The 22,342-nt window shown below is 68.2% G+C and carries 19 protein-coding genes; 4 read left to right on the forward strand and 15 right to left on the reverse strand.

Annotated features, from left to right (window positions below; genetic code table 11):
- A partial coding sequence (locus VGI12_15250; protein ID HEY2434030.1) for a hypothetical protein occupies window positions 1-205 on the reverse strand: 205 nt, incomplete at its 3' end.
- A 533-nt stretch (window positions 206-738) separates the two neighbouring features.
- Here VGI12_15250 and VGI12_15255 point away from each other — a divergent pair.
- Window positions 739-3,030, forward strand: coding sequence for a PBP1A family penicillin-binding protein (locus tag VGI12_15255; protein HEY2434031.1), 2,292 nt, complete (start codon window positions 739-741; stop codon window positions 3,028-3,030).
- Between the two features lie 151 nt (window positions 3,031-3,181).
- Here the strand turns inward: VGI12_15255 and VGI12_15260 are convergent, their stop codons facing one another.
- From VGI12_15260 to VGI12_15295, 8 genes are all read right to left on the reverse strand, one after another.
- Window positions 3,182-3,589 carry a four helix bundle protein gene (locus VGI12_15260; protein HEY2434032.1) on the reverse strand — a complete coding sequence of 136 codons (408 nt, stop codon included), beginning with the start codon at window positions 3,587-3,589 and terminating at the stop codon, window positions 3,182-3,184.
- 264 nt (window positions 3,590-3,853) lie between these two features.
- Window positions 3,854-4,997, reverse strand: a protein-coding gene (prfB, locus tag VGI12_15265) for a peptide chain release factor 2 (GenBank protein HEY2434033.1) whose coding sequence is annotated in 2 segments (ribosomal slippage) — window positions 3,854-4,915 and window positions 4,917-4,997 — 1,143 coding nt in all. Because the reading frame shifts where the segments join, the coding sequence is not laid out codon by codon here.
- 21 nt (window positions 4,998-5,018) lie between these two features.
- Window positions 5,019-6,542, reverse strand: coding sequence for an apolipoprotein N-acyltransferase (gene lnt / locus VGI12_15270; GenBank protein HEY2434034.1), 1,524 nt, complete (start codon window positions 6,540-6,542; stop codon window positions 5,019-5,021).
- The gene (locus VGI12_15275; GenBank protein ID HEY2434035.1) at window positions 6,542-7,279 is read right to left on the reverse strand and encodes an SPOR domain-containing protein; all 738 of its coding nucleotides are present in this window, start codon (window positions 7,277-7,279) and stop codon (window positions 6,542-6,544) included. The genes lnt and VGI12_15275 overlap by 1 nt, the downstream gene beginning before the upstream one ends.
- A 10-nt stretch (window positions 7,280-7,289) precedes the next feature.
- A complete protein-coding gene (locus tag VGI12_15280; protein HEY2434036.1) occupies window positions 7,290-8,033 on the reverse strand; it encodes a slipin family protein in 744 nt (247 codons plus the stop codon).
- A gap of 45 nt (window positions 8,034-8,078) precedes the next feature.
- The gene (locus VGI12_15285; protein HEY2434037.1) at window positions 8,079-9,377 is read right to left on the reverse strand and encodes a nodulation protein NfeD; all 1,299 of its coding nucleotides are present in this window, start codon (window positions 9,375-9,377) and stop codon (window positions 8,079-8,081) included.
- A 36-nt stretch (window positions 9,378-9,413) separates the two neighbouring features.
- Window positions 9,414-10,985 carry a tetratricopeptide repeat protein gene (locus tag VGI12_15290; GenBank protein ID HEY2434038.1) on the reverse strand — a complete coding sequence of 524 codons (1,572 nt, stop codon included), beginning with the start codon at window positions 10,983-10,985 and terminating at the stop codon, window positions 9,414-9,416.
- Window positions 10,982-11,581, reverse strand: coding sequence for a hypothetical protein (locus VGI12_15295; protein ID HEY2434039.1), 600 nt, complete (start codon window positions 11,579-11,581; stop codon window positions 10,982-10,984). Before VGI12_15295 ends, VGI12_15290 begins: the two co-directional genes overlap by 4 nt.
- 67 nt (window positions 11,582-11,648) lie before the next feature.
- Between VGI12_15295 and VGI12_15300 the strand changes: the two genes are divergently transcribed.
- The 3 genes from VGI12_15300 to VGI12_15310 are packed head-to-tail and all read left to right on the forward strand — an operon-like array spanning window position 11,649 to window position 15,037.
- Window positions 11,649-12,284: a molybdenum cofactor guanylyltransferase gene (locus tag VGI12_15300; GenBank protein HEY2434040.1), complete on the forward strand. Its 636-nt coding sequence runs from the start codon at window positions 11,649-11,651 to the stop codon at window positions 12,282-12,284.
- Window positions 12,285-12,290: 6 nt separating this feature from the next.
- Window positions 12,291-14,282, forward strand: a complete 1,992-nt coding sequence (gene argS / locus VGI12_15305) for an arginine--tRNA ligase (GenBank protein HEY2434041.1) — start codon at window positions 12,291-12,293, stop codon at window positions 14,280-14,282.
- A 17-nt stretch (window positions 14,283-14,299) separates the two neighbouring features.
- Window positions 14,300-15,037, forward strand: a complete 738-nt coding sequence (locus VGI12_15310) for a gamma-glutamyl-gamma-aminobutyrate hydrolase family protein (protein HEY2434042.1) — start codon at window positions 14,300-14,302, stop codon at window positions 15,035-15,037.
- 90 nt (window positions 15,038-15,127) lie between these two features.
- Here the strand turns inward: VGI12_15310 and VGI12_15315 are convergent, their stop codons facing one another.
- Genes VGI12_15315 through valS form a run of 6 tightly spaced genes read right to left on the reverse strand, consistent with a single transcriptional unit; the run spans window position 15,128 to window position 22,321 of the window.
- Window positions 15,128-16,417 carry a TRAM domain-containing protein gene (locus VGI12_15315; protein HEY2434043.1) on the reverse strand — a complete coding sequence of 430 codons (1,290 nt, stop codon included), beginning with the start codon at window positions 16,415-16,417 and terminating at the stop codon, window positions 15,128-15,130.
- 30 nt (window positions 16,418-16,447) lie between these two features.
- On the reverse strand, window positions 16,448-17,152 hold the full coding sequence (locus VGI12_15320) for a hypothetical protein (protein HEY2434044.1): 705 nt from the start codon (window positions 17,150-17,152) through the stop codon (window positions 16,448-16,450).
- A gap of 28 nt (window positions 17,153-17,180) precedes the next feature.
- Window positions 17,181-17,960: a type III pantothenate kinase gene (locus VGI12_15325; GenBank protein ID HEY2434045.1), complete on the reverse strand. Its 780-nt coding sequence runs from the start codon at window positions 17,958-17,960 to the stop codon at window positions 17,181-17,183.
- 1 nt (window position 17,961) lies between these two features.
- The gene (locus VGI12_15330; GenBank protein HEY2434046.1) at window positions 17,962-18,783 is read right to left on the reverse strand and encodes a biotin--[acetyl-CoA-carboxylase] ligase; all 822 of its coding nucleotides are present in this window, start codon (window positions 18,781-18,783) and stop codon (window positions 17,962-17,964) included.
- 30 nt (window positions 18,784-18,813) lie between these two features.
- Window positions 18,814-19,668, reverse strand: coding sequence for a carboxylating nicotinate-nucleotide diphosphorylase (gene nadC, locus VGI12_15335; protein HEY2434047.1), 855 nt, complete (start codon window positions 19,666-19,668; stop codon window positions 18,814-18,816).
- Window positions 19,669-19,723: 55 nt separating this feature from the next.
- Window positions 19,724-22,321, reverse strand: a complete 2,598-nt coding sequence (gene valS, locus VGI12_15340; protein HEY2434048.1) for a valine--tRNA ligase — start codon at window positions 22,319-22,321, stop codon at window positions 19,724-19,726.
- Window positions 22,322-22,342 lie beyond the last annotated feature (21 nt).

Here is a 22,342-nt window from a genome sequence, read left to right on the forward strand (position 1 = left end):
GTAACGCGCCGGCGCACGTGATGAACTGGGACCGCGGGGCCTCCGGGGTGCGGCCGCATTTCAGCGAAAGCGCCGCGCCGGCCGGTGGGTCGCCCGCGATCGCGCGCGGCACCGCCGCCAGTCCGATTCGCAGCGCCGGCAGACGCACCGCGACCGCACCGGCGCGGCCGATCCCTGCGACCAGCAGCAGCGGTCGCCCCGTCACGGGAGCGATCGGCCCAATGGATCGCGGCACCGGACAGACACCGCGTTATGTCAATCGCGGCAGCGAGATCGTCCGCTCGCAGACGGCGCAGCCGATCGCTCCAAGCGGCCGGGCGGGTGCGCGGTCGCTCCCACCGCAGCCAGCGGCGGGCGTGACACAGCAGCCGGAGAGGCGCGCGTGGGACAACCCCGCCTATCGTCCGCCCGGTTATGCCCCGTCGTACGAGACGCGGCCGACCAGCGCTCCGCAGCCGCGTGGAAATGATCGCGTAGTCCCGCGTCAGGAAGCGACGCCGGTCCCGCCGCGCGCGTCCGAGCGGGTTTCGCCGGGTCAGGACCCTCGCGCTCCAGCGCAACCGCGTGCCGAATCGGCTCGTCCGGGCGCTGGTGCGCCGTCAGCGGCGGGGGCCGGCGCGCACGCCGCACCGCGCGCGCCGGAAGGACGCGGGGAGGCGCGAGGCGCGACCGGGGCCGGCATGCCGGTTCGTGGGAGATGGTAACCGGCAACCGCGAACTGATTACTGCGAACTGATCATGGCCACCTACGTCGTCCGCCTCGCCAAGAACGCCGGCCTCATCATCCTGTTCGTCCTCGCGGCGATCCTGGGCTCGGTCAGCGGCGTGCTGTTCGCGTTTGCCGGCGACCTGCCGCAGATCTCCGCGCTCGACGACTATGCGCCGAGCACGATTACGCGCGTCTATGGCGCGCATGGCGAGGTGGTCGGCGAATTCTCGACCCAACGGCGCGTCGTCATTCCGTACGAAGGGATGGCCCCGGTCCTGCGCAATGCGATCATCGCCGCCGAGGACGCCGAATTCGAGCAGCACCTCGGCTTCAGCGTCCCCCACATCATGATGGCGGCAGCGCGCGACGCGCTCGCCAAGGCGCGCGGCCTGGCGACCGGCAAGTACACGCGGCCGAAGGGCGCGAGCACGATCACCCAGCAGCTCGCCCGCGGCCTGTTCGCGCAGGAGGTCGGCTACGAATCCGGCGACGTCAGCTTCGAACGCAAGATCAAGGAGATGCTCGTCGCCATCCAGATCGAGAAGCGCTATACCAAGCACGAGATCCTGGCCTTCTACGCCAATCAGATGTACCTCGGCGAGGGAGCCTACGGCGTCGAAGCGGCGGCGCGCGCCTACTTCGGCAAGTCGGCGAAGGACGTGAACCTCGACGAGGCGGCGATGATCGCCGGCCTGTTCAAGACGTGGCGCAACGCCCCGACCGTCAACATGGAACGCGCGAAGATCCGCCAGGCGTACGTGCTGCAGCAGATGGCCGAAGAGCGCTACGTCACCCAGCAGCAGGCGGACGAGGCCAAGGCCCGCCCGATCGTGCTGTCGCAATCGACCGGCCGCACCGACTCGATCGCGCCGTATTTCGTCGAAGAGGTCCGCAAGGATCTCGAGGCACGCTACGGCGCCAAGCAGCTCTATGAGAGCGGGCTGGCCGTGCAGACGGCGCTCGACATCAGGCTGCAGGACGCGGCGAACCGCGCCCTCGACCAGGGCGTACGCCGCATCGACCATCTCCACGGCTTCCGCAAGCCGAAGCGCAACGTCCTCGACGAGCGCCACACGATCGAAGGCTTCAAGGACCCCCGCTGGATCCGCCCGTTCGGCGAGAACGACGTCGTGCCCGCGATCGTCACCGACGTCGAAGCGGCGGCGATCCACGCGCGCGCCGGCGACTACCACCTGATCATCGACAAGAAGGGCTTCGCCTGGACGCGCAAGACGCCGCCGCAGATCGTCCGCCGCGGCGACCTCGTCGAAGCCCGTCTGCTCTCGCTCGATGCGGCCGCGCGCAACGGCACGGCGTCCCTCGATCAGCCGCCGCTCGTCCAGGGATCGGCCCTGGCGATTGACAACCGCACCGGCCAGATCCGGATGATGGTCGGCGGCGACAACTTCGAGCAGAGCAAGTTCAACCGTGCCACGCAGGCCTTCCGCCAGGTCGGATCGGCGTTCAAGCCGTTCGTCTACACGACGGCGATCGACCGAGGCTACACGCCGGCGACGATTCTCCAGGACACGCCGGTGACCTATCCGGGCGGCCCGGGCCAGCCGCCGTATTCACCACACAACTACGAAAACGATTTCTGGGGACCGATCACGCTCCGCCGGGCGCTCGAACACTCGCGCAACGTGCCGGCGATCAAGGTGATGGACGCGCTCGGCCCCAAGCAGGTGATCGGCTACGCCCGCCGCTTCGGCCTGACGGCGCCGCTCCCGCCGTACCTGCCGATCGCACTCGGCGCCGGCGACGAGACGCTGCTCGAAATGACCAGCGCCTACTCCGTGTTCCCGAACCAGGGAGTCCGCATGGCGCCTTACTCGATCCTCAAGGTGACCGACCGCACCGGCAACCTGCTGGAAGAGAACCGTCCGATGCCGCAGGACGCCATCCGCGCCGACACCGCCTTCGTGATGCTCAACCTGCTCCGCGGCGTCATCGAGCGTGGCACCGGCGTCAAGGCCGCGGCGCTCAACTGGCCGATTGCCGGCAAGACGGGCACCACCGAGGACTTCGGCGACGCGTGGTTCATCGGCTTCGACCCGGACCTGACGCTGGGCGTCTGGGTGGGCTACGACCAGAAGAAGCCGCTCGGATCGGGCATGACCGGCGCCGAGGCGGCCCTGCCGATCTGGATCGAGATCTTCAAGACGTGGATCGGCGACCGGAAGGAGCCGCCGCAGTTCCAGCCGCCCGGCAACATCGTGTTCGTCGCCATCGACAAGACCACGGGGTCGCTGGCGGAAGGAGAGCCCGGCGCGATCAACGAGGCGTTCATCGCAGGCACGCAGCCGGGTTCGATTCGCTGAAGCGAATCGATTGCCGACTGCCGATTGGCGAGTGCAGGATTGAATTGCCGATTGTCGACGGCCGATCGACGGGCTGCCGATTGGAAATTCGATTGACGATTGGCGATTGGCGATTGGCGATTGGGCGATTGGGCGATGGGCGATTGGACGATTAACGAGAGCGAGTTCGGGACGCCTGTTTGTTCAACCGATCTTGTTCCTGCTTTCGTGCTTCTGCAGTAATACGTGATTTCGCGAAAATGGATGTCAGTTCGTCGGCCTCCTGAATAAGCGCTTCGACCGTGGGCCCCTCGACCTGTTTCGACTCGACCAGCAGCAGCAGCCAGCCTTTCGATTCGTCAGCCTCCTCACAGGCGACACCCAGCTTCGCGATGAACTCCGCCTTGCTTCTCCCGCGGCACGCCGCGCGGTAGTTGCTGTCGGTGGCTCCTGCAGAGTCGATCAATTGCGGGACCATGCGCTGACACGCGGCCGTCTGGGGAAGTTGTTCGCAAAACGTGATGATGCTCGCGGCAAATCGGCGAGTGCGGGCCTGGAGTTCAACGGTCTTCGGATTCATGTCGCCCGGCCCTGCATCCACGAGGCCAAGCCGAAACCGCAGGAAAAGGCGCGCTTAAACCAAACGCTGAACACGCAGATTGCAGTTCCCGCACACCTTCAACGCCGCTAACCTTGCCAAATCAGCAATCCGCCAAAATACCGATCGCCAATCAGCAATCGCCAATCAGCAATCGACAAATCGACAATCGGCAGTCCGCCGATCGTCAATCGTCAATGAGCAATCCAATCGGCAATCGGCAGTCGCCAATCGGCAATTCCGCGGCTACTCCTCCTCCCCCGAGTCGGTGGGAGTCAGCAGGGCGCCGGCGGCCTTCTTCATCAGGTAGGCCTTGATGAACGGGTCGATGTCGCCGTCGAGCACGCGATTGACGTCGCCGGTCTGCTCTTTGGTGCGCAGGTCCTTCACCATCTGGTACGGCTGCAGCACGTAGTTGCGGATCTGCGAGCCGAAGGCGATATCGCGCTTCTCGCCGCCCAGCTGCGCCAGCTTGGCCTCCTGCTCTTTCATCTTGATGTCGAACAGCCGCGACTTGAGCACCTTCATCGCCTGGGCGCGGTTCTTGTGCTGCGATCGCTCGTTCTGGCATGAGACGACGATGCCGGTCGGGATGTGGGTGAGGCGGATGGCGGAGTCGGTGACGTTGACGTGCTGACCACCGGCGCCGCTCGAGCGGAAGGTGTCGACCCGGAGGTCCTTCTCGTCGATCTCGATGTCGACGTCTTCCGGCAGCTCCGGCCACACATAGAGTGAGGCGAACGACGTGTGCCGGCGCGCGGCCTGGTCGAAGGGCGAGATGCGTACGAGGCGGTGCACCCCGGCCTCGGCGAGCAGCATGCCATAGACGTAATCGCCGTAGATCGCCAGGGTGGCGCTCTTGATGCCCGCCTCGTCGCCCGGCTGCATGTCGAACAGTTCGCGTTTGAATCCCTTACGCTCGGACCAGCGCACGTACATGCGCAGCAGCATCTCCGCCCAGTCCTGCGATTCGGTGCCGCCGGCGCCCGGATGGATGGTGATGATCGCGTTCTTGCGATCGTGCTCGCCGCCGAGCATCTTCTTGGTCTCGCCGGTCTCCACTTCGCCGGCGAGCCCGTCGAGCCCGCTGGCGAGGTCGGCGAGCACGTCTTCACCGGCCTGCAGCCACTCGACCAGCACCGCCAGGTCGTCGACCCGGCGCTGCAGCGACTGGCTCAGGCTGACGTCCCCTTCGAGCGCCTTGCGGCGCTGGAGGATCTTCTGGGCGGCAGCCGGCTCCTTCCAGAAGTCGGGATCGGAGGCCTTCTGCTCTATCTTGACGAGTTCGTCGGCGGGCTTCGCCGCGTCAAAGATAGCTCCGCAGATCGGATACGCGCCGGGCGAGATCCTGATAGCGGCGGAGCTGTTCGTCGGGTTGGAGTGTGGCCATACGGTGAAGATCCGTTCGTTGTTATCTTACCCTGCGGCGTGTCGTCACCAGCGCGATCAGCGTCACCGCCAGCGATGCCCATCCGGCCACGTCGCCGACGCGGCTGTAGATCGTGCGGCCGGCCAGAAATCGGAGGTCCTCGGTCATCACCGCGCTGGTAAACAGCCCTGACTGCTGCAGCACGCGTCCATAGGGATCGACGAAGCCGCTGATGCCGGTGTTGGCGGCGCGCGCGAGATAGCGTCCCTCTTCGATCGTCCGCAGCGACGCCTGCTGCCAGTGCTGATAGGCCGCCGACGAGCGGCCGTACCACGCATCGTTGGTGATCGTCGTCAGCAGCTCGCTGCCGCGCTCGACGAACGCCCGCATCAGGCTGCCGTAGATCACCTCGTAGCAGATGGCGGTACTGGCCTGGTGCCCGTTGACCGGCAGCAGCGACGGCTCGGTGCCGGGCGTGAAATCCGAGACGGCCTCCACGATCGGTCCGACGAAGAAGAGGAGCTGCTTGAACGGCACGTATTCGCCGAACGGCACGAGGTGAATCTTGCGGTAGATCGCACCGGTCGTACCGTCGGGCTGAACGAGGTACGCCGCGTTGTAGAGACGGACCTGCGGTTTCGCCTGATCGACCGGGCGGACCGGTTCGTCCCGATCGCTGCCGACCAGGAGCGTCACGTGCGCCTGCCGCGCCAGCCGCTGGATGGCCTCGCGGGCCGGCGCGTCCGCCTCGTACGGCTGCGGCAATGCCGATTCGGGCCACAGCACGAACTCCGCGCCTCGCCCGATCGCCTCGCGCGAGAGCTCGAGATAGCGCTGCATGATGGCTCCGGCCATCGCCGGATCCCATTTCTGATCCTGCAGAATGTTCCCCTGCAGGACGGCGACGCGGACCGCGGTGCCCTCGTGCGTCAGCCGCGATGATCGGAGACGCAGCGCGCCCCAGAGGCCGATCGCCACGACGAGCGCGATCGCGGCGGCGGCGGCGCGCCAGCGGCCGGCGCCGTTCGTCAGGATCGCGTAGGCGGCCCCCGCGCTGACGCTCGCGACCACAGCCGACAAGCCGTAGACTCCGACGACGCTCGCCACCTGCGCGATCGGCAGGACGCCGGCCTGGCTGTAACCGAGCAGCTCCCACGGGAACCCGGCGAGGAGATAGGCGCGGCCCATCTCCGAGGCCACCCAGAGGCAGGGGGCCAGCAGCAGCGCGCGGCGCCCCATCACGCGCACGAGACGCGACTGCGCCAGCGCGAAGAAACCCGGGAAGAGGGAGAGGTAGGCGATCAGCAGCGCCGCAGCGACGGTCGCGAGCGGTGTCGACAACCCACCGAACGTCACCATGGTCTCGACGAGCCAGTAGAGAGTCCCGGCGAAATAGATCGCGCCGGTCAGCAGGCCGAGCGAGAACGCGCGGCGCGTAGACTGCGGACGCCGCGCGACGGCGACCAGCAGTGGCGCCAGCGCCACCCAGGCACATGCGGGATGGCCGAACTTCGGAAAGCTGAGCGCGAGGAACGCGCCGGAGAGAAGCGCGAGAACGAAATCCACTACCGCGAGCGGACGTACGGGTTGTAGTGTTCGTCCCGCTTCAAGCGGCGCGCCACTTCGTCCGCCTTGCCTTGATCCGGGTAGCCGCCGATCTGGACGCGGTAGATGGGCGGTGCGCCGGGCGCCGGGTCGAGGACGAACGCCGGATAGCCTTTGCCGACCAGCTCGTGCGCCAGGCTTGCGGCCTGCCCGCGATCCTTGATGGCGCTGAGCTGCACGATCCACTGGCCGGGTTTGGCCTGCGACGCCGAGGCCGCCGGCGGCCCGACCTCAGGCCGCGCGGCAGCGACGGCGGGAGGCGGTGTCGGCGCCGACGTCTTGGCTGGTGCGGCGGCGGCTGGCCGAGTGTCGAGCGGCTTGGACGCCGCATGCGACGGCGGCGGCGACAGCTTGTCGCCGGCCCCAGGCTCGGCCTGTTGCAGCCGCTTGGCGTAGCTCAAGTCGTCGTCAGGCTCCTGCGCGGGCGGAGGAGGCTCGGCCGCCGGCGGACCGCTCGACGGCACGGCCTGCGTCGTTACGGACGCGGGCGGCGGCGCCGTCGATTGCGCGGCGACGGTGTCCGACGATTCGACGGAGGGGCGATCGCCCCCGCGGACGTTCCGGCCCACCTGGACGCCGCACAGGAAGATCACGACGGCGAGGATCGTCGTGGCCATAAACAGGAACACGAGCTGCTTGCCACTGAGCTGGATCTCGTGAAACCCGTCCTCGTGGAGATGGGCGGCGTCGTGGGTCATCTCGGACACGCTAAGGGGCCTTGGTCAGCGGTTTGAGCAGGTTCATCAATTCGATCGGCAGCGGAAAGATGATCGTGGAGTTCTTTTCCGAGGCGATCTCGGTGAGCGTCTGCAGGTAGCGCAGCGTGATCGTCATGGGTTCGACTGACATGGCGGTTGCCGCCTGCGCCAATTGCTTCGAAGCCTCGAGCTCGCCTGATGCGTGCACGATCTTAGCACGCTTCTCGCGCTCGGCTTCCGCCTGCTTGGCCATGGCGCGCTGCATGTCGGGCGGCAGATCGACCTGCTTCACTTCGACCGACGCGACCTTCACGCCCCAGGGCTCGGTGTGCTGATCGAGAATCTGCTGCAGTTGCTGATTGAGGCGGTCGCGCGCTGCCAACAGGTCGTCGAGCTCGACCTGGCCGAGCACGCTGCGCAGCGTCGTCTGCGCGAGCTGCGAGGTCGCGTAGTGGTAGCTCTCGACTTCGTTGATTGCCTTGGACGGATCGACGACGCGGAAGTAGACGACCGCGTTCACCTTCACCGACACGTTGTCGCGCGTCATGACGTCCTGCGACGGCACGTCCATGACGATGGTGCGCAGGCTGACCCGGGCCATCCGGTCGATGGGTGGGAAGACGAAAATGACGCCGGGCCCCTTGGCCTGCGGCAGCAGCTTGCCCAGACGGAAGATGACGGCCCGCTCGTACTCGTTCAGGATCTTGATGGAGCTGAACAAATAGAACGCGACGACCGCGGCGACAATCAACATCGGTGGAAAGAGCACAGTTGCCTCCTGGCAGGCCTCGCGCCTGCGCTAGACCCGCCGGACCGTCAAAGTCAGGCCATTCACCGCGGTCACGACGACCGCGTCCCCTTCATGTATCGACTCGAGCGAGGTTGCGGTCCAGATCTCGCCGTGGGTCGCGACGCGGCCGCTGCCGCCGGCGGGGATCGGGGTCATGGCCCGCCCGGACTCGTGCAGCATACCGCTTTCGCCGCTCACCGCCGGCTGGGCCTGGGCGCGCACCCCCAACGTCACCAGAAACACCAGGATGCCGGCCACGCTCAGCGTGACGGCGAAGATCACGCGCAGGCCGATCTGCAGCTCCGGGAGGGGGGAGTCGATCAGCATCAGCGACCCGAACAGCAAGCTTGCGGTCCCGCCGACCGCCAGCACCCCGTGGCTCGTCACCTTGACCTCCAGGACGAGCAGCACGAAGCCGAGCAGGATCAACGCGAGCCCCGCGTAGCTGACCGGCAGCACCTGGAGCGCGAAGAACGCCAGCAGCAGGCAGAGGCCGCCGGCGACGCCGGGCAAGACGGCCCCAGGACTCCACAGCTCGATCGTCAGTCCGAGCGTGCCAAGCGTCAGCAGCAGATAGGCGATCTGTGGATGCGCGATCGCGCTGAGCACTCGCTGCGCGACGGTCATGTCGATGGTCCGCACCTCGGCGTGGGCGAGGGCGAGCGTCGTGGACGTACCGTTGAACCGCTTGATCGTCCGGCCGTCGAGCTTGGCGATGAGATCGGGCACGTCCGTCGCGATCAGGTCGATGAGCGGCGGGGTGGCCGCGATCGCCTCCCGTTCGGTGAACGAGCGGCTCTCGGTCACCGCCTGCTCGACGAGCGGCACGTTGCGGCCGCGCTGCGCCGCCAGCGTCCGCGCGTAGGCCGCGGTGTCGGACGCCATCTTCTTCGCCATCACCTCGTCGACCGGCTCGCCGTTGCCCGACACCGGGTGGGCGGCGCCGATGTGGGTACCTGGCGCCATCGCCGCGACGTCGGCGGCCATCGTAATGAGGAATCCGGCGGAGGCGGCGCGGTTGCCCGCCGGCCCGACGAACACCGCGACCGGCGTCCGCGCCGAGATGATCGCGTTGTTGATGTCGCGCGTCGAGTCGAGCAGTCCGCCCGGCGTGTGCAGCGTGAAGACGACCAGGGCCGCGCCGTCGGCGTCGGCCTTGGCGATGGCGCCGCGCATGAATTCGGCGCTGACCGGGTGGATGATGCCGTCCACCGTCGCGGACTCGACGATCGGGACCGTGCCGGCGCGGCCGGCGATGCCGGCGCCAAGGACGAGGAAGCCCGACATGATGATTAGGATGTGTCGCATGGCAACACCGCGGGCCGGAGCTCGAGCCGGCGTCGGCTACCCTCCTATCTTCTGAAGCAGCGCCTGTGCCTGCTCGGACGCGGGGTTCATCGACAGCGCCTTGTGCGCCTGCGCGCGCGCGCCGGCGAGGTCGTTGAGCCGCAGATACGCGTCGGCCAGTGCCAGGCGCGCCTCGACGGTGTCCTGGCTCCAGATCGAGATCTTCAGCGCGTCGACCGCTTCGCGCGGACGCCCGGCGCGCAAATGGATGCGGCCGATCAGCAGGTGCGCTTCCGCCTGGTAGGGCGAGAGGAAGACCGCGCGGCGCAGCTCGGTCATCGCCTCGCGGTCCTCCTCGGCCTGGAACAGCCGGCGGCCGCGCTCCAGATGGAAGTTGGCCACGTCCTGCTGGTCGCGCTGCGCGGTCATCGCGATCGTCTGGCCGACGCCGCTGCGCGTCCCGGCGGCGTCGAGGTCGGGCGACAGCCGTTCGAGCCCGCGCGGCAGCGCGTCGCGGCGGGCGGCGCCCTCACCGTAGCGCGACGACAGCTGCCCGGCGATCTCGCGCTCGCCCGCCGCCTCGACGCCGTTGCCGGCGGCGTCCAGCGCGGCGGCCAGCACGAAGTGCGCATCGGCGTCCGTCGCGTCGCGGCGTAGCGCCTCGCGCAGCCAGTAGATGGCCCCCTGCGGATCGCGATCGCTGGCGTAGGCGTAGCCGAGATTGAACAGCAGGTCGGAATTGTCCGGATCGCCCTCGGCCGCCTTGGTGAAGTAGTAGACCGCCTTGCCGCTTTCGGGCGTCGCCGCGCGGTGCAGCTGCACGATCCCCAGGTTGTTCATCACGGCAGGGTCCGGAGCACCGTCCTGGAGCTGGTTCAGCCGCGTGAACGCCTCGTCGTATTGCTTGAGGTTGATGAGCGAGACGGCGGCGAAGAACCGCGCGCGCCGCGATTCGGGCGCTTCCGAGGGGACGGCCTTCGCGGCCGCCAGCGCGCCGAGGTGATCCCCTTGCGCCGTCCGCACCTCCCACAGCTCGAGGCGCGCGCGTTGATAGTGCGGATCGGCCTGGAGCGCGGTCTCGAGAAACTGCGCCTGCGTGGCCGGCTGCTGCGCGAGCAGCGCCTTGACGTACGGCTCGAAGGCCTGGAGCGGCGGCGACGGCACCGGAACCGGCGCGACGCCTGGCGCGATCCGTTGCGCGACGTTGCGGACGACCCCGAAAAAGTCGGCGAGGTTGCCATGCTCGACGATCGCCGTCTCGCCGCGACCGACGTCGACCCGGATCGGTTCCGCGCGGACCGTCAGCGTGTCTCCCTCGACACGCACTTCGCCGACGATCACTTCGACGGCGCCGACGAGCTGTCCGACCTTGATGATCGTGGCGCGGCTGAGCGATGCCTGCGGCGGCAGATGCAGCTGCTCGTAGGCGCGGTCGCGCTCGGACTTCGAAAGAGCGCCGGCGCCGCGCGCGTTCAGCTCGTCGGTCATGACGATCGACGCGCCTTCGCCCAACCAATAGGTGCGCCCGTCGCGGTCCGGCGTTTCGAAGGGGACCACGAGGATTCTCGACGGTTCGGCGCGGACGGCGCCGAGCGACAGGCCGAGCGTGAGGAAGGCGGTGCCGATCATGCGGCGATGGCGGAATCGGTCGGCCGCCCGGGCAGCGCCACCGTCAGCACGCAGCTGCGCTGGCCGCCCGCGGCGCGGCATTCGGTGACCGTCGCCTCGGCGGCGACGTCGAACAGCTTCAACACGCCGCCGATGGCTGACGCGTAAAAGGTGCAGAGCGGATGCATCGAGATCTCGCGCACCTCGCAGAAGAGCGAGCCACGCAGATCGATGGTGGCGACGCCCTTGCGGATTCGGGTCACCGCGCGCGAGCCCGGATACGTGGAGCGGATCAGGTGACGCGAGAGCCGAAGCGCGGCGCGCGCGCGCAGCGCCAGCGGCAACGCCGGGATGAGGCGGCGCTCGAGGCCCGACACGTTATCGAAGGTCCACGCGGCGGCGTACTCGCCGGCGCGCGCGGTGATCAAGGTGTAGGCCTGGCCTTCGGTGCGCAGGAAGCTCAGGACCGCGGTCAACGGCGCCAGCCCAATCGTCCCCTCGCGCAGCCCGGCGACGTTGAGCCAGTTCTCGTAGAATTCGAGCCGCGTCGGCAGCAGATCCGCAATCGCCTGGTGCAGACTGGCGACGAGCACGCGGCCAATCCTCGCTTCAGACATTGATTACCTTCACGCGTGGCGCGCTCGAGCGGATGCTGCCGCGTGAACGCCTATGGTAAGGTCTGGTATGAATCCGATCTCGGCCGCGATCCTGGCCGGCGGCCGCGCCACGCGGTTCGGCGGCGCCGACAAGGCGTCGCTGGTGGTTGGCGGCAGGCGGATCATCGACCGGCAGCTCGAACTGCTTGCCGCGTTCAGCGACGACGTCATGGTCGTCGTCAACGATCGGACCCGATATCCAGATCTGGACGTGCCCGTCGTCATGGATCGCGTCGCCGGCGCCGGCCCACTGGGCGGCGTCTACACGGCGCTCGCCGAAGCGCGGCACTCGCGGGTAATCGTGCTGGCGTGCGACCTGCCATTCGTGTCGCCGGCACTCCTCGATCGGCTGGTCGTCGCCAGCGAGCCCGGCAGGCACGAACAGGACGCGGTGGTGCCGCGCACGACGCGGGGCCTCGAACCGCTCGCCGCCGTCTACCGGCGGCACTGTGCCGAGGTGGCCCGCCGCTGCATCGAGAGCGGCGAGCTGCGCATGACGGCGTTCCTCGCCGAACTCCGCGTCGGCGAGCTCGACGCCGGCGCGGTCGCGGGAGAGAACGAGGAAACGTGGTTCGAAAATATCAACACGCCGCATGACTACGCGCGCGCCCGGGGCCGGGTTGAACTTGATAAAAAACCGTTCGAAGATCGTATCACGGAATAATTTGTCGTGATTCTTCCTCTCTTCCGCCTCGTCCGCGAGCACGTCTCCACCACCACGGCCCGCCTCTACGGCCTGTCCTCGTCCGATCCGGCGATTGCGGAGATGTCGATCGAGATCCCGCCGCAACGCGCGCTCGGCGACATCGCCGTGCCGATCGCGTTCGTGCTGGCGCGCCGGCTGCGCAAGGCGCCTCGCGTGACGGCGCAGGAGATCGCCGCCGCGCTGGGACCGATCGAGGGCGTCGTCCGTGTCGAAGTAGCGCCCAACGGATATCTGAACCTGTTCCTCGATCGCGCCTACTGGCTTCGCACCTGGACGGCCGCTCCTTCGCCTCCTTCGCCTCCTTCCCATCCTTCCCCCTCGAAGACGATCGTCGAGCACACCGCGATCAATCCCAACAAGGCCGCCCACATCGGTCACCTGCGCAATGCCGCACTCGGCGACGCCTTCGCGCGGCTGCTCCGGTTCCAGGGACGTCTCGTCGAGGTCCAGAACTACATCGACGACACCGGCGTGCAGGTCGGCGACGTCGTGGTCGGCTTCCGCGAACTGGAGCACAAGACGCTCGCCGAGGTGCGCGCGATCGCCGACTCGACGCGCTTCGACTACTACTGCTGGGATCTCTACGCGCGCGTGACCGACTGGTACCGCGACGACAAGGATCGGCTGACGATCCGCGCCGCCGCACTCCAGGCCATCGAACACGGCGGCAACGACACCGCCGAGATGGCCGCCTTCATCGCCACCCGCATCGTCGGCTGCCATCTCGCGACGATGCGCCGGATGAACATCGGCTACGACCTGTTGACCTGGGAAGGAGACATCCTGCGCCTGCACTTCTGGGCGCACGCGTTCGAATTCCTGAAGAAGACCGGCGAAGTGTACCTGCAGACCGAGGGCAAACTCGCGGGCTGCTGGGTGATGAAGATCGAAGACGACGCGAAGGAGGACGACGGCGCCGAAGGAGACGACCCGAAGGAAAAGGTCATCGTTCGCTCGGACGGCACCGTGACCTACGTCGGCAAGGACATGGCGTTGCAGATGTGGAAGTACGGGCTGCTCGACCGCGACTTCTACTACCACCGCTTCGCGGACGCGGTCTGGTCGACGACCTCGGACGAGGCGGCGGATGCCGGCGGCCATCCGACGTTCGGCCACGCCTCGATGGTCTGCAACGTGATCGACACGCGCCAGGCCTACCTGCAGAAGCTCCTCAAGCAGGCGCTCGCCGCGCTGGGATTCATCGAACAGGCGCGGCAGTCCGTTCACTACTCGTACGAGATGGTCGCGCTGACCCACGAGACCGCCCGCGAGCTGGGCTACGACCCGTCCGAGGATTCGGGCAAGCCGTTCGTCGAGGTCTCTGGGCGCAAGGGTCTTGGCGTGAAGGCCGACGACCTGCTCGACCGCCTGATCGAGAAAGCCGCCGGCGAAGTCGGCCGCCGCAATCCCGAGTTCGCGACGGCGGACGTGCGGCGGACCGCAGAAGCGATCGCGGTGGCGGCAGTCCGCTACTTCATGGTGAAGTTCTCGCGCGGCAAGGTCATCGCCTTCGACATCGACGAAGCGCTCAGCTTCGAAGGCGAGAGCGGTCCCTACCTGCAGTACGCCGTCGTCCGCGCCAACAACATCTTCGCGAAACTGCGCGAGCGCGAAGGCACGGACGCCGCCGCGGTGATCGCCACGCTCGCCGCAACGGCGCCTGGCCCGATCGCGGACGGCAGCGATGCCTCGCACGATCTGTGGGGCCTGGTGCTCGAGGCGGCGCGGCTCGACGACGTGGTCGAGCAGGCGGTGCGCACCCTGGAGCTGTCGGTGCTGGCCAAATACGCGTTCGGGCTGGCGCAGCTGTTCAACGGTTTCTACCACTCGTATCCGGTGCTGAAGGAAGAAGACGCCGACGTGCGGATCTGGCGGGCCGCGGCGGTGGAATACTACCGGCGGCAGCTCACGACCGCGCTGACGTTGATGGGCTGCCGCGTGCCGGAGCGGATGTAAATGGCGGGTCTCGAGCGATGACTGACAGCAGGCCGCGCATCGGCGTCACACCCACGTCGCGGATCGACGACTATCTCGAGTCGGTGCGGAAGGCGGGTGCCGAGCCGGTGGTGCTGCGGAACGACGATGATCCGAGCGCCGTGCTCGATCGAGTCGACGGCATCCTTCTGTCGGGCGGATTGGACGTCGATCCCGCGCGGTATGGAGAGACGCCGCATCCGACGACCGAAGCGGCACCTGATCGTGACGCCTTCGAGTTGCCGCTCGCACGCGAGGCGGTCAGGCGGAACGTGCCACTCTTTGCGATCTGCCGCGGCGTGCAAGTGCTCAACGTCGCCGAAGGGGGTACGCTGGTTCAGGACCTGCCGTCGGCGGCCCGGACGGATCTGAATCACGCGGTCAACGAGCCGAAGACCGACCACACCCACGCGATCGCGATCGCGTCCGGCACCAGGCTCGCCGCCGCGCTCGGGGGGATCGCCCCGAACGACACGTGCCCGGTGAACAGCCGCCATCATCAAGCTGTCGGCGCCGTCGCGCCCGGCTTCGTCGTCTCCGCCACCTCGCCGGACGGCGTCGTAGAGGCGATCGAGCGTCCCGCGTCGACGTTCTGCGTCGGGGTGCAGTGGCATCCGGAGAACTTCTGGCGCACCGGCGAGTTCGCCGGCCTGTTCACCGCCTTCGTCGCCGCTGCCCGAACCCGGGGTCAGACCGGGGTCAAACCGGGGTCAGACCGGGGTCAGACCACCATTTGATGTAGGGGTACGCAGCCGCGACAGCGCCCCGCTGGTTGCGGCACGGCCATTCCTGCCGCACCCGCAATCGCGCGCCACCTGGCGCCGCCGCTACGAACGATCGAACACCGCCACAGCTTCGACGTGCGGCGTATTCGGGAAGAGGTCAAAGGCGCGCACCGACGTCAGGCCATAGCCCGCGTCGAGCAGAAAGCGCGCATCGCGGGCCAGCGTCGGCGGATCGCACGAGACATAGACCAGGCGCGGCACCTGCAGGCGGACCAGGTGTTGCCGTGCGCCCTTCGACATCCCCGTGCGCGGCGGATCGACGATGACGGTGGCGGGCGCCTGACGCCGCGAGGCCAAGTAGGCTTCGACGCCGCCCACGCGAGCGTCGAGACGCGGCTGCAGGGCGTGCGCGTTCTCGCGCAGATCCGCACCGCTGGCGTGATCGCCCTCCACGGCGGTCACTTCGAGATGACCGAGCGCGGCCAGCGGCACCGAGAACAGACCGACGCCGGCATAGAGATCGAGCACCTCTCCGGCGTCAGGGACGGCGTCCAGGACCGCGTTGACGAGCGCGGAGAGCAAGAAGCGGTTCGCCTGAAAGAACGATTCGGCGCGCCGGCTGAGTACGCCACTGCTGACGCGGCCGCCGGTCACGGTCGCCAGCGGCTCGCTCACCGAAGGCGACCCCGCCAGTACCATCCGTCCAGCCAGTGGCTCGCGGGCGCTGACACCGCGGAGCCCGGCCACGCGCATCGCCGCCTCGATCTGCGCCGGCTCGATCGTCGCTCCTGGCGCAAGTTCGAGATGCGCCGCACGCTCGGAGGCGGCGACGTTCTCGGTGACGACGACCGCGGCCAGCACATCCCGCCGCACCTTATGCAACGCCTCGGCGAGTTGCTGTGCGGCCGCGATCGTCTCCTCGCGCAGCAGCATCGTCCGCGCCGCGTCGCACAGGTCGTGCGTGTTCTCGCGATAGAAGCCGACCCGCGCGCCGCGGACGTGCAGCCGCGCCCGCATGCGATAGCCGTGTTCCGGTGAGGCCGCGACGTCGATGGGCGTCTCGATCGAATGCTTCGCGCCGCGCGCAAACGCGTCGCGCACGACGTCGGCCTTGAGCGCCCGCTGCCGCTCATAGTGGATGTGTGAGTAGAGCAGGCCGCCACACAGCGGATCGGGCGAGCCGAGCCGCCGATCGGGGGACGGCTCGATCACCTCCCTCACGGTCGCGAAGGCCAGGTGCTTTTCGGTGCGCTCGATCGACGCCGCGACGCGTTCGCCGGGGATCGCGCCGAGCACCAGCACGACCTGACCGAGGTGCCGCGCGATCATCCGCCCGCCCGAGGCGGGCTTCTCGATCGTCAGCGCGATCTGCTGGCCGGTGACGAGGGACACGGGGGGATTGTGCCAGAAGACAGAAGACGCCTACACGAATGCGATCGTCGGCAAGCCGAGCGCCGCGCGCAGCAGGCGCGTGAACGCCGCGTCGACGGCGGCGGCACAAGCCTCCGGCGCCATGCGCAGCGCGAACGGCGCTATTTCGGCTTCCGCGCTCGAGCGCAGGGCCGCCCGCCGATGATCGTCCAGGGCCGCACCGCCGCGCTCGATCAACGCCGCATCGAGCGCGCTCAGCCGATCGACGATCCCGGCGCGGGCGTCGCCTCTCGATTGCCTGGCCGACGTCTTCAGCGCGTCGAGCTCGCGCACGGTGTCGTCGAGCTGAATCGAGAGTGCGTCGGGCGCACGGCCGGCGCGCAGCGCGGTGAGCCGCACGATGGCGCGATCGATGTGCGACGGGAGCGAGTCGCTCCGCTTCTCCGCCGCATCGCCCTCGCTCGGCGGCGACACACCCACCGCCCGCCGCCAGTTGTCGAACGTCTCGAGCACGTCGGCCTCGCAGAACTCGACACGCACCGGACGCCGGCGCGGTCCCTTGGCGTAGTAGCGCTCACAATACTGGTCGATGCCCTTGCAGGCGACCGCGAGGGGAATCCCCTGTGACGCCCAGCCGATCACCGTCTCGAAGACTGGTCCGACGATCCGAATGAGGTGCCCCTCGTTCCGGCGACAGAGGTGGGATTCGATTGCGCGGCAGTACTCGGCCGGATCCATCGCAGGTAGAGGTGGCATCATCGAGAGAATGGATGATTCGCTGCCGTCACCGGCTGCGCGTCCAGATCAGGCGCAGCCCGTCGAGCGTGAGATTCGCGTCGACCTGCTGGATCGTCGCGCTTTCATCCGAGATGACGTCGGCCAGTCCGCCGGTCGCCAGCACCACGGCCGTGTCCCCAGCCGGCAGCTCGGCCCGGATGCGTCGCACGAGGCCGTCAACCATCTCGACATAGCCGAAGAAGAGCCCCGACTGGATGGCGTTGACGGTGTTCTGTCCGATCACCACGGGCGGTTTGCGAACGTCGACGCGCGGCAGGCGGGCCGCGCGCGTGAACAGCGCCTCCGCCGAGATGTTGATGCCCGGGCAGATGACGCCACCGAGGTACTCGCCCTTCGACGAGATGACGTCGAACGTCGTGCCGGTCCCGAAGTCGACCACGATCAGCGGCACGCCGCGGGCCCTCCCGTATCTGTCCCACGCCGCGACCGCGTTGACGATCCGATCGGCGCCGACGTCGCCGGCGGGCGTGTAGCACACCGGCATGCCGGCGTTGGTCGCGTCGACGACGAACGCCGCCTGGCCGAAGTAGCGTTCGCTCATCTCCTCCATCGGCCGTGTCAGCGGCGGCACGACCGACGCCACCGCGATCCCGGTGACCGACGACACCGGCACGTGCGCCTGCTCGAACAGACGGGTAATCAGGATGCCGAGCTCGTCGGCCGTCCGCTCGCGCAGCGCGGCCAGACGCCAGCTGTGCGACAGGCGGTCGCCGTCGAACACGCCAATCGTGACGTTGGTGTTGCCGACGTCGATGGCTAGAAGCACGTTATAACCAGCGTATCTCACCCGCGACGATGCGCGCGAGGCCCTCCGGAGTGCGCGCAAGCAGCGCGCCGTCTTCGGCGAGTCCGGCGCTGATGCCCGATTGCACCTCGCCTGCGGGTCCGTCCCACTCGATGCGCGCGCCGTCGGCCGAGGGCGCGAGCTCCAGCCAGCGGGTGAACAGGGTCGGCGGACCGGCGTGCGCGATCTCCGCCAGCACCCGATTCAGTCCGGCCAGCACCTGCGCCAGCACGGCTCCGCTGTCGACTGGCCGGCCGAGCTCCGGCTCGATCGCCCCGGCGCGATCCGACAGTTCCGGCGGAAAGGATGCCGGGCCGATGTTGATGCCGATTCCCAGGATGACGTGCTGAACGTGGCCAGCCTGACCCGGGCCTGAAGACGCCTCGGCGAGAATGCCCGCGATCTTGCGGCGGCCGCGAAAGCCGGTGCCGCTCACCGAGACGATGTCGTTCGGCCATTTGATCTGGACCGGCAGCCCCGTCGCAATCCGGATCCCCTCGGCGACGGCGACGCCGCCGGCGAGCGTCAGCCACGGCGCCAGGGAACCGCGCCGGATGACGGTCGAAAAGTACAGGCCCGAGCCCGGCGGTGAAAACCACGCGCGGCCGCGTCGCCCCCTGCCCGTGGTCTGCGCGCCGGCCACGATGGTCGTGCCCTCCGGCTCGCCGCGCTCTGCCGCCGCGGCCGCGAGGTCGTTGGTCGAACCGGTCTCCGCGAAGTAGTGCAGCCGCGCCCCGAATACACCGCGCTCGGCGGTCGTCGCCGCGAGCGCGTGCGCGAATTCGGCGGGCAGCGGGTCAGGCATGCACGGCTGGCAGGAGGTCGGCTCCTGCGATCACTCCGGTTCGAGTTCGAAGGCGAGCTCCGCGGCGGGCGCCGAGTTGGTCAGCGCGCCAACCGACACGTAGTGGGCGCCGGTCGCGGCCAGTTCCGGGATCCGCTCCAGCGTCACGCCACCCGAGATCTCGATCTTGGCGTGCCCCTGCGCGCGGCGTACGGCCTCGGCAATGACCGCGGTCGGCAGGTTGTCGACGAGCACGACGTCGACGCCGGCTTTCAACGCCTCGTCCACCTGCTCGATCGATTGCGTCTCGACCTCGATCGGCATCTCGGGATCGTCGTTCTTCATGCGCGCGACCGCCTCGCTGAGGCCGCCGGCGAGGCGAATGTGGTGTTCCCTGATCAGAATCCCGTCGTCGAGCCCCGCGCGGTGATTGGTGCCGCTACCGGCCCGGACCGCGTACTTCTCCAGCGCGCGCAGCGTCGGCGTGGTCTTGCGCGTGTCGAGGACGATGATGCGGCCGGCGGCCGCGTCGACGAACCTGCGGGTCAGCGTCGCGATCCCGGAGAGCCGTTGCAGGAAATTGAGCGCCGTGCGTTCTGCGGTCAGCATGGGGGCGGCGCCGCCGTGCAGTTCGGCGATCACGTCACCCGGCTCGCAGCGGTCGCCGTCGTTCTTGCGCCGCTCGATGACACAGCCGGGATCGAGCTGGGTGAACACCTCGGCCGCAACGTCGAGCCCGGCAAGCACGCAGGGAGACTTGACGACGAGGATCCCTCGCGCGCGCTGGTCGGCCTGGACGGTCGCGTCGGTGGTGACGTCTCCCCAGCCCAGGTCCTCGGCGAGCGCGCGCCGAACGATCTCGCGGTACAACGCCGGATCCATCGGCTGGAATGGGACGGTCCTCATTGATCCGTCCGGAGGGTCCGGCCCCGTCCGGCTCTCGCTGTCAGGTCCGACGCCGTCATACGCGTCCCTCCTGCGCCGGCTCCGCCGGCACCCACGTCACGTCGACGGTCAACGTCTCCGCCGGCTCGATCACCAGATCGGCAATCAGCCCGGAGGCTTTCAGATCCGTCTCGCAGAGCGCCAGCAGTCCGCGATCGGCATCGGGAACCCGCACGACCGCCCGCGCCACGCCGGTCTTCAGCGGCCGCTGCTCCTCGCTCTTCTTCTTGCGGATTGCGCCGAGCACCTCCGCGGCGAGCTGCAGCGTGCGGGCGTCACGATCGTTTTCCCCACCGGCGGCGTCGAATAACTCTTCGGGCACCGGCCACCGGGCCGCGTGAATCGATCCCGGACGCCACCACGACCACACTTCGTCGGTGACGAACGGCAGATACGGCGCGAAGACGCGCAGCAGCGCCGAGAGCGCCTGCAGCAGCGCGGTGTTGGCCGACGCGGCGCCAGCCGGCCCGTGATCGCCATAGCGGCGCGACTTCACCAGCTCGAGATAGTTGTCGCAGAAAAACCAGAACAACGCCTCGGCCTTCTGCAGTACCGCGGCATAGTTGTAGTCCTCGAGCTCCTGCGTGGCCTCGCGAACCAGACGGCCGACCAGCGTCAACAGCCCTCTGTCGACCGCTTCGGTGACGGGACCACGAGGTTCAGGACTCGCCAGCACGAACTTCGACGCGTTCAGCAGCTTGATCGCCAGGCGGCGGCCGACCTTCATCTGGCCCGGATCGAAGACCGTGTCGCTGCCCGGTCGCGCGCTCGCCGCCCAGTAGCGGACGCCGTCCGAGCCGTGCTCGTCGAGGAGCGCCATCGGCGTGACGACGTTGCCCTTCGATTTCGACATCTTCTTGCGATCCGGATCGGTGACGAACCCCGAGACCGCGGCGTTGGCCCAAGGCAGCACGCCGAATTCGAGTTCCGAGCGCAGCACGGTCGAGAAGAGCCAGGTGCGGATGATGTCGTGCGCTTGCGGACGAACGTCCATCGGGAAGACGCGCGCGAAGAGGTCTTCGTCTTCGAGCCAGCCGCCGGCGATCTGCGGCGTCAGCGACGAGGTCGCCCAGGTGTCCATGACGTCGGGATCGCCGCTGAAACCGCCCGGCTGGTCGCGTTGGTCGGGGCGATACCCCTCGGGGACGTCGGTGGATGGATCGATCGGCAGGCGCGACTCCGGCGGGGCGATCGGGTGCGCGTGATCGAGACCGCCGTCAGCCAACACCGGGTACCAAATGGGGAACGGCACGCCGAAGAAGCGCTGCCGACTGACGCACCAGTCGCCATTCAACCCGTTGATCCAATTTTCGAGACGGGCGCGCATGTAAACCGGATGCCACCGCAGCTCCCGTGCGCGCGCCAGCAGCGGTTCGCGGAACGGAATCGACTTGATGAACCACTGGCGGCTGCTGACGATCTCGAGCGGCCGATCTCCCTTCTCGAAGAACTTGACCGCGTGGGTGATCGGGCGAGGATCGCCGACGAGGTCGCCGCTCTCGCGAAGCAGCTCCACGATCCTCAGCTTCGCCTTGGCGGCCGACAGACCGGCGAGCTGGTCGTAGGCCAACTGCGCGCGGCCGGCGTCGGTCGACTCCCAGCCCGCGCTGCCGAACACCACCGGCTTCAAGGTGCCGTTGGGCTGGATGATCGCGCGGACCGGCAGTTTCAGCTCGCGCCACCAGACGACGTCGGTGACGTCGCCGAAGGTACAAATCATCGCGATCCCCGATCCCTTCTCGGGATCGGCGAGGCGGTGCGGCATGATCGGTACGCGGACGCCAAAGAGCGGCGTCTCGACCTCGCTGCCGAACAGCGGGCGGTAGCGCTCGTCGTCGGGATGCGCGACCAGCGCGACGCAGGCCGGAATCAGTTCCGGGCGGGTGGTCTCGATCTCGACGGCGCCGCCGGCGTCCCTGGTGAAGCGAATGCGATGGTAGGCGCCGGGCTGCTCGCGATCCTCCAGCTCCGCCTGCGCGACCGCGGTGCGGAAGTCCACGTCCCACAGCGTTGGGGCTTCGACCTGGTACGCCTGTCCGCCGCTGAACAGGCGCAGGAACGCCGCCTGCGAGATCTTCTGCGCGCGACGGTCGATGGTGGCGTAGGTCCGAGTCCAATCGACCGAGAGCCCGAGGTGTTTCCAGAGCGCCTCAAAGGCGCGCTCGTCCTCGACGGTCAGGCGAGTGCACAGCTCCACGAAGTTCGGACGCGACACCGAGATCGGCTGCTTGCCCGGCTTGTCCGGCGGCTCGAACGTCGGATCGTACGGCAGCGACGGATCGCAGCGGACGCCGAAGTAATTCTGCACCCGGCGCTCGGTCGGCAGACCGTTGTCGTCCCACCCCATCGGGTAGAACACCGCCTTGCCGCGCATGCGTTTGAAGCGCGCGACGACATCGGTGTGGGTGTACGAGAACACGTGCCCGATGTGCAGCGACCCGCTGACCGTCGGGGGCGGCGTATCGATCGAGTAAACGTCCTCGCGGGGCCGCGCGCGATCGAAGCGATAGACCTGCGCCTCTTCCCAGGCGGCGGTCCACTTCGCTTCGAGCCCTTCGAGGACAGGTTTGTCGGGAACGCGAATCGGATGGCTCAACTCAAGCCCGTCGGACATGAACGAAAGATGTCATGTGGA

Source organism: Vicinamibacterales bacterium, assembly GCA_036496585.1.
Lineage (GTDB): Bacteria > Acidobacteriota > Vicinamibacteria > Vicinamibacterales > 2-12-FULL-66-21 > JAICSD01.

What these genes read in the sequence shown, in the direction of transcription:
- VGI12_15260 (HEY2434032.1), bottom strand. Translation starts at nt 3,589, where the DNA reads ATGAATCCGAAGACCGTTGAACTCCAGGCCCGCACTCGCCGATTTGCC.
- VGI12_15295 (HEY2434039.1), bottom strand. Translation starts at nt 11,581, where the DNA reads ATGTCTGAAGCGAGGATTGGCCGCGTGCTCGTCGCCAGTCTGCACCAG.
- VGI12_15320 (HEY2434044.1), bottom strand. Translation starts at nt 17,152, where the DNA reads ATGCCACCTCTACCTGCGATGGATCCGGCCGAGTACTGCCGCGCAATC.
- VGI12_15310 (HEY2434042.1), top strand. Translation starts at nt 14,300, where the DNA reads ATGACTGACAGCAGGCCGCGCATCGGCGTCACACCCACGTCGCGGATC.
- VGI12_15290 (HEY2434038.1), bottom strand. Translation starts at nt 10,985, where the DNA reads ATGATCGGCACCGCCTTCCTCACGCTCGGCCTGTCGCTCGGCGCCGTC.
- VGI12_15280 (HEY2434036.1), bottom strand. Translation starts at nt 8,033, where the DNA reads ATGTTGATTGTCGCCGCGGTCGTCGCGTTCTATTTGTTCAGCTCCATC.
- VGI12_15300 (HEY2434040.1), top strand. Translation starts at nt 11,649, where the DNA reads ATGAATCCGATCTCGGCCGCGATCCTGGCCGGCGGCCGCGCCACGCGG.
- valS (HEY2434048.1), bottom strand. Translation starts at nt 22,321, where the DNA reads ATGTCCGACGGGCTTGAGTTGAGCCATCCGATTCGCGTTCCCGACAAA.
- VGI12_15285 (HEY2434037.1), bottom strand. Translation starts at nt 9,377, where the DNA reads ATGCGACACATCCTAATCATCATGTCGGGCTTCCTCGTCCTTGGCGCC.
- nadC (HEY2434047.1), bottom strand. Translation starts at nt 19,668, where the DNA reads ATGAGGACCGTCCCATTCCAGCCGATGGATCCGGCGTTGTACCGCGAG.
- VGI12_15330 (HEY2434046.1), bottom strand. Translation starts at nt 18,783, where the DNA reads ATGCCTGACCCGCTGCCCGCCGAATTCGCGCACGCGCTCGCGGCGACG.
- VGI12_15275 (HEY2434035.1), bottom strand. Translation starts at nt 7,279, where the DNA reads ATGACCCACGACGCCGCCCATCTCCACGAGGACGGGTTTCACGAGATC.
- VGI12_15255 (HEY2434031.1), top strand. Translation starts at nt 739, where the DNA reads ATGGCCACCTACGTCGTCCGCCTCGCCAAGAACGCCGGCCTCATCATC.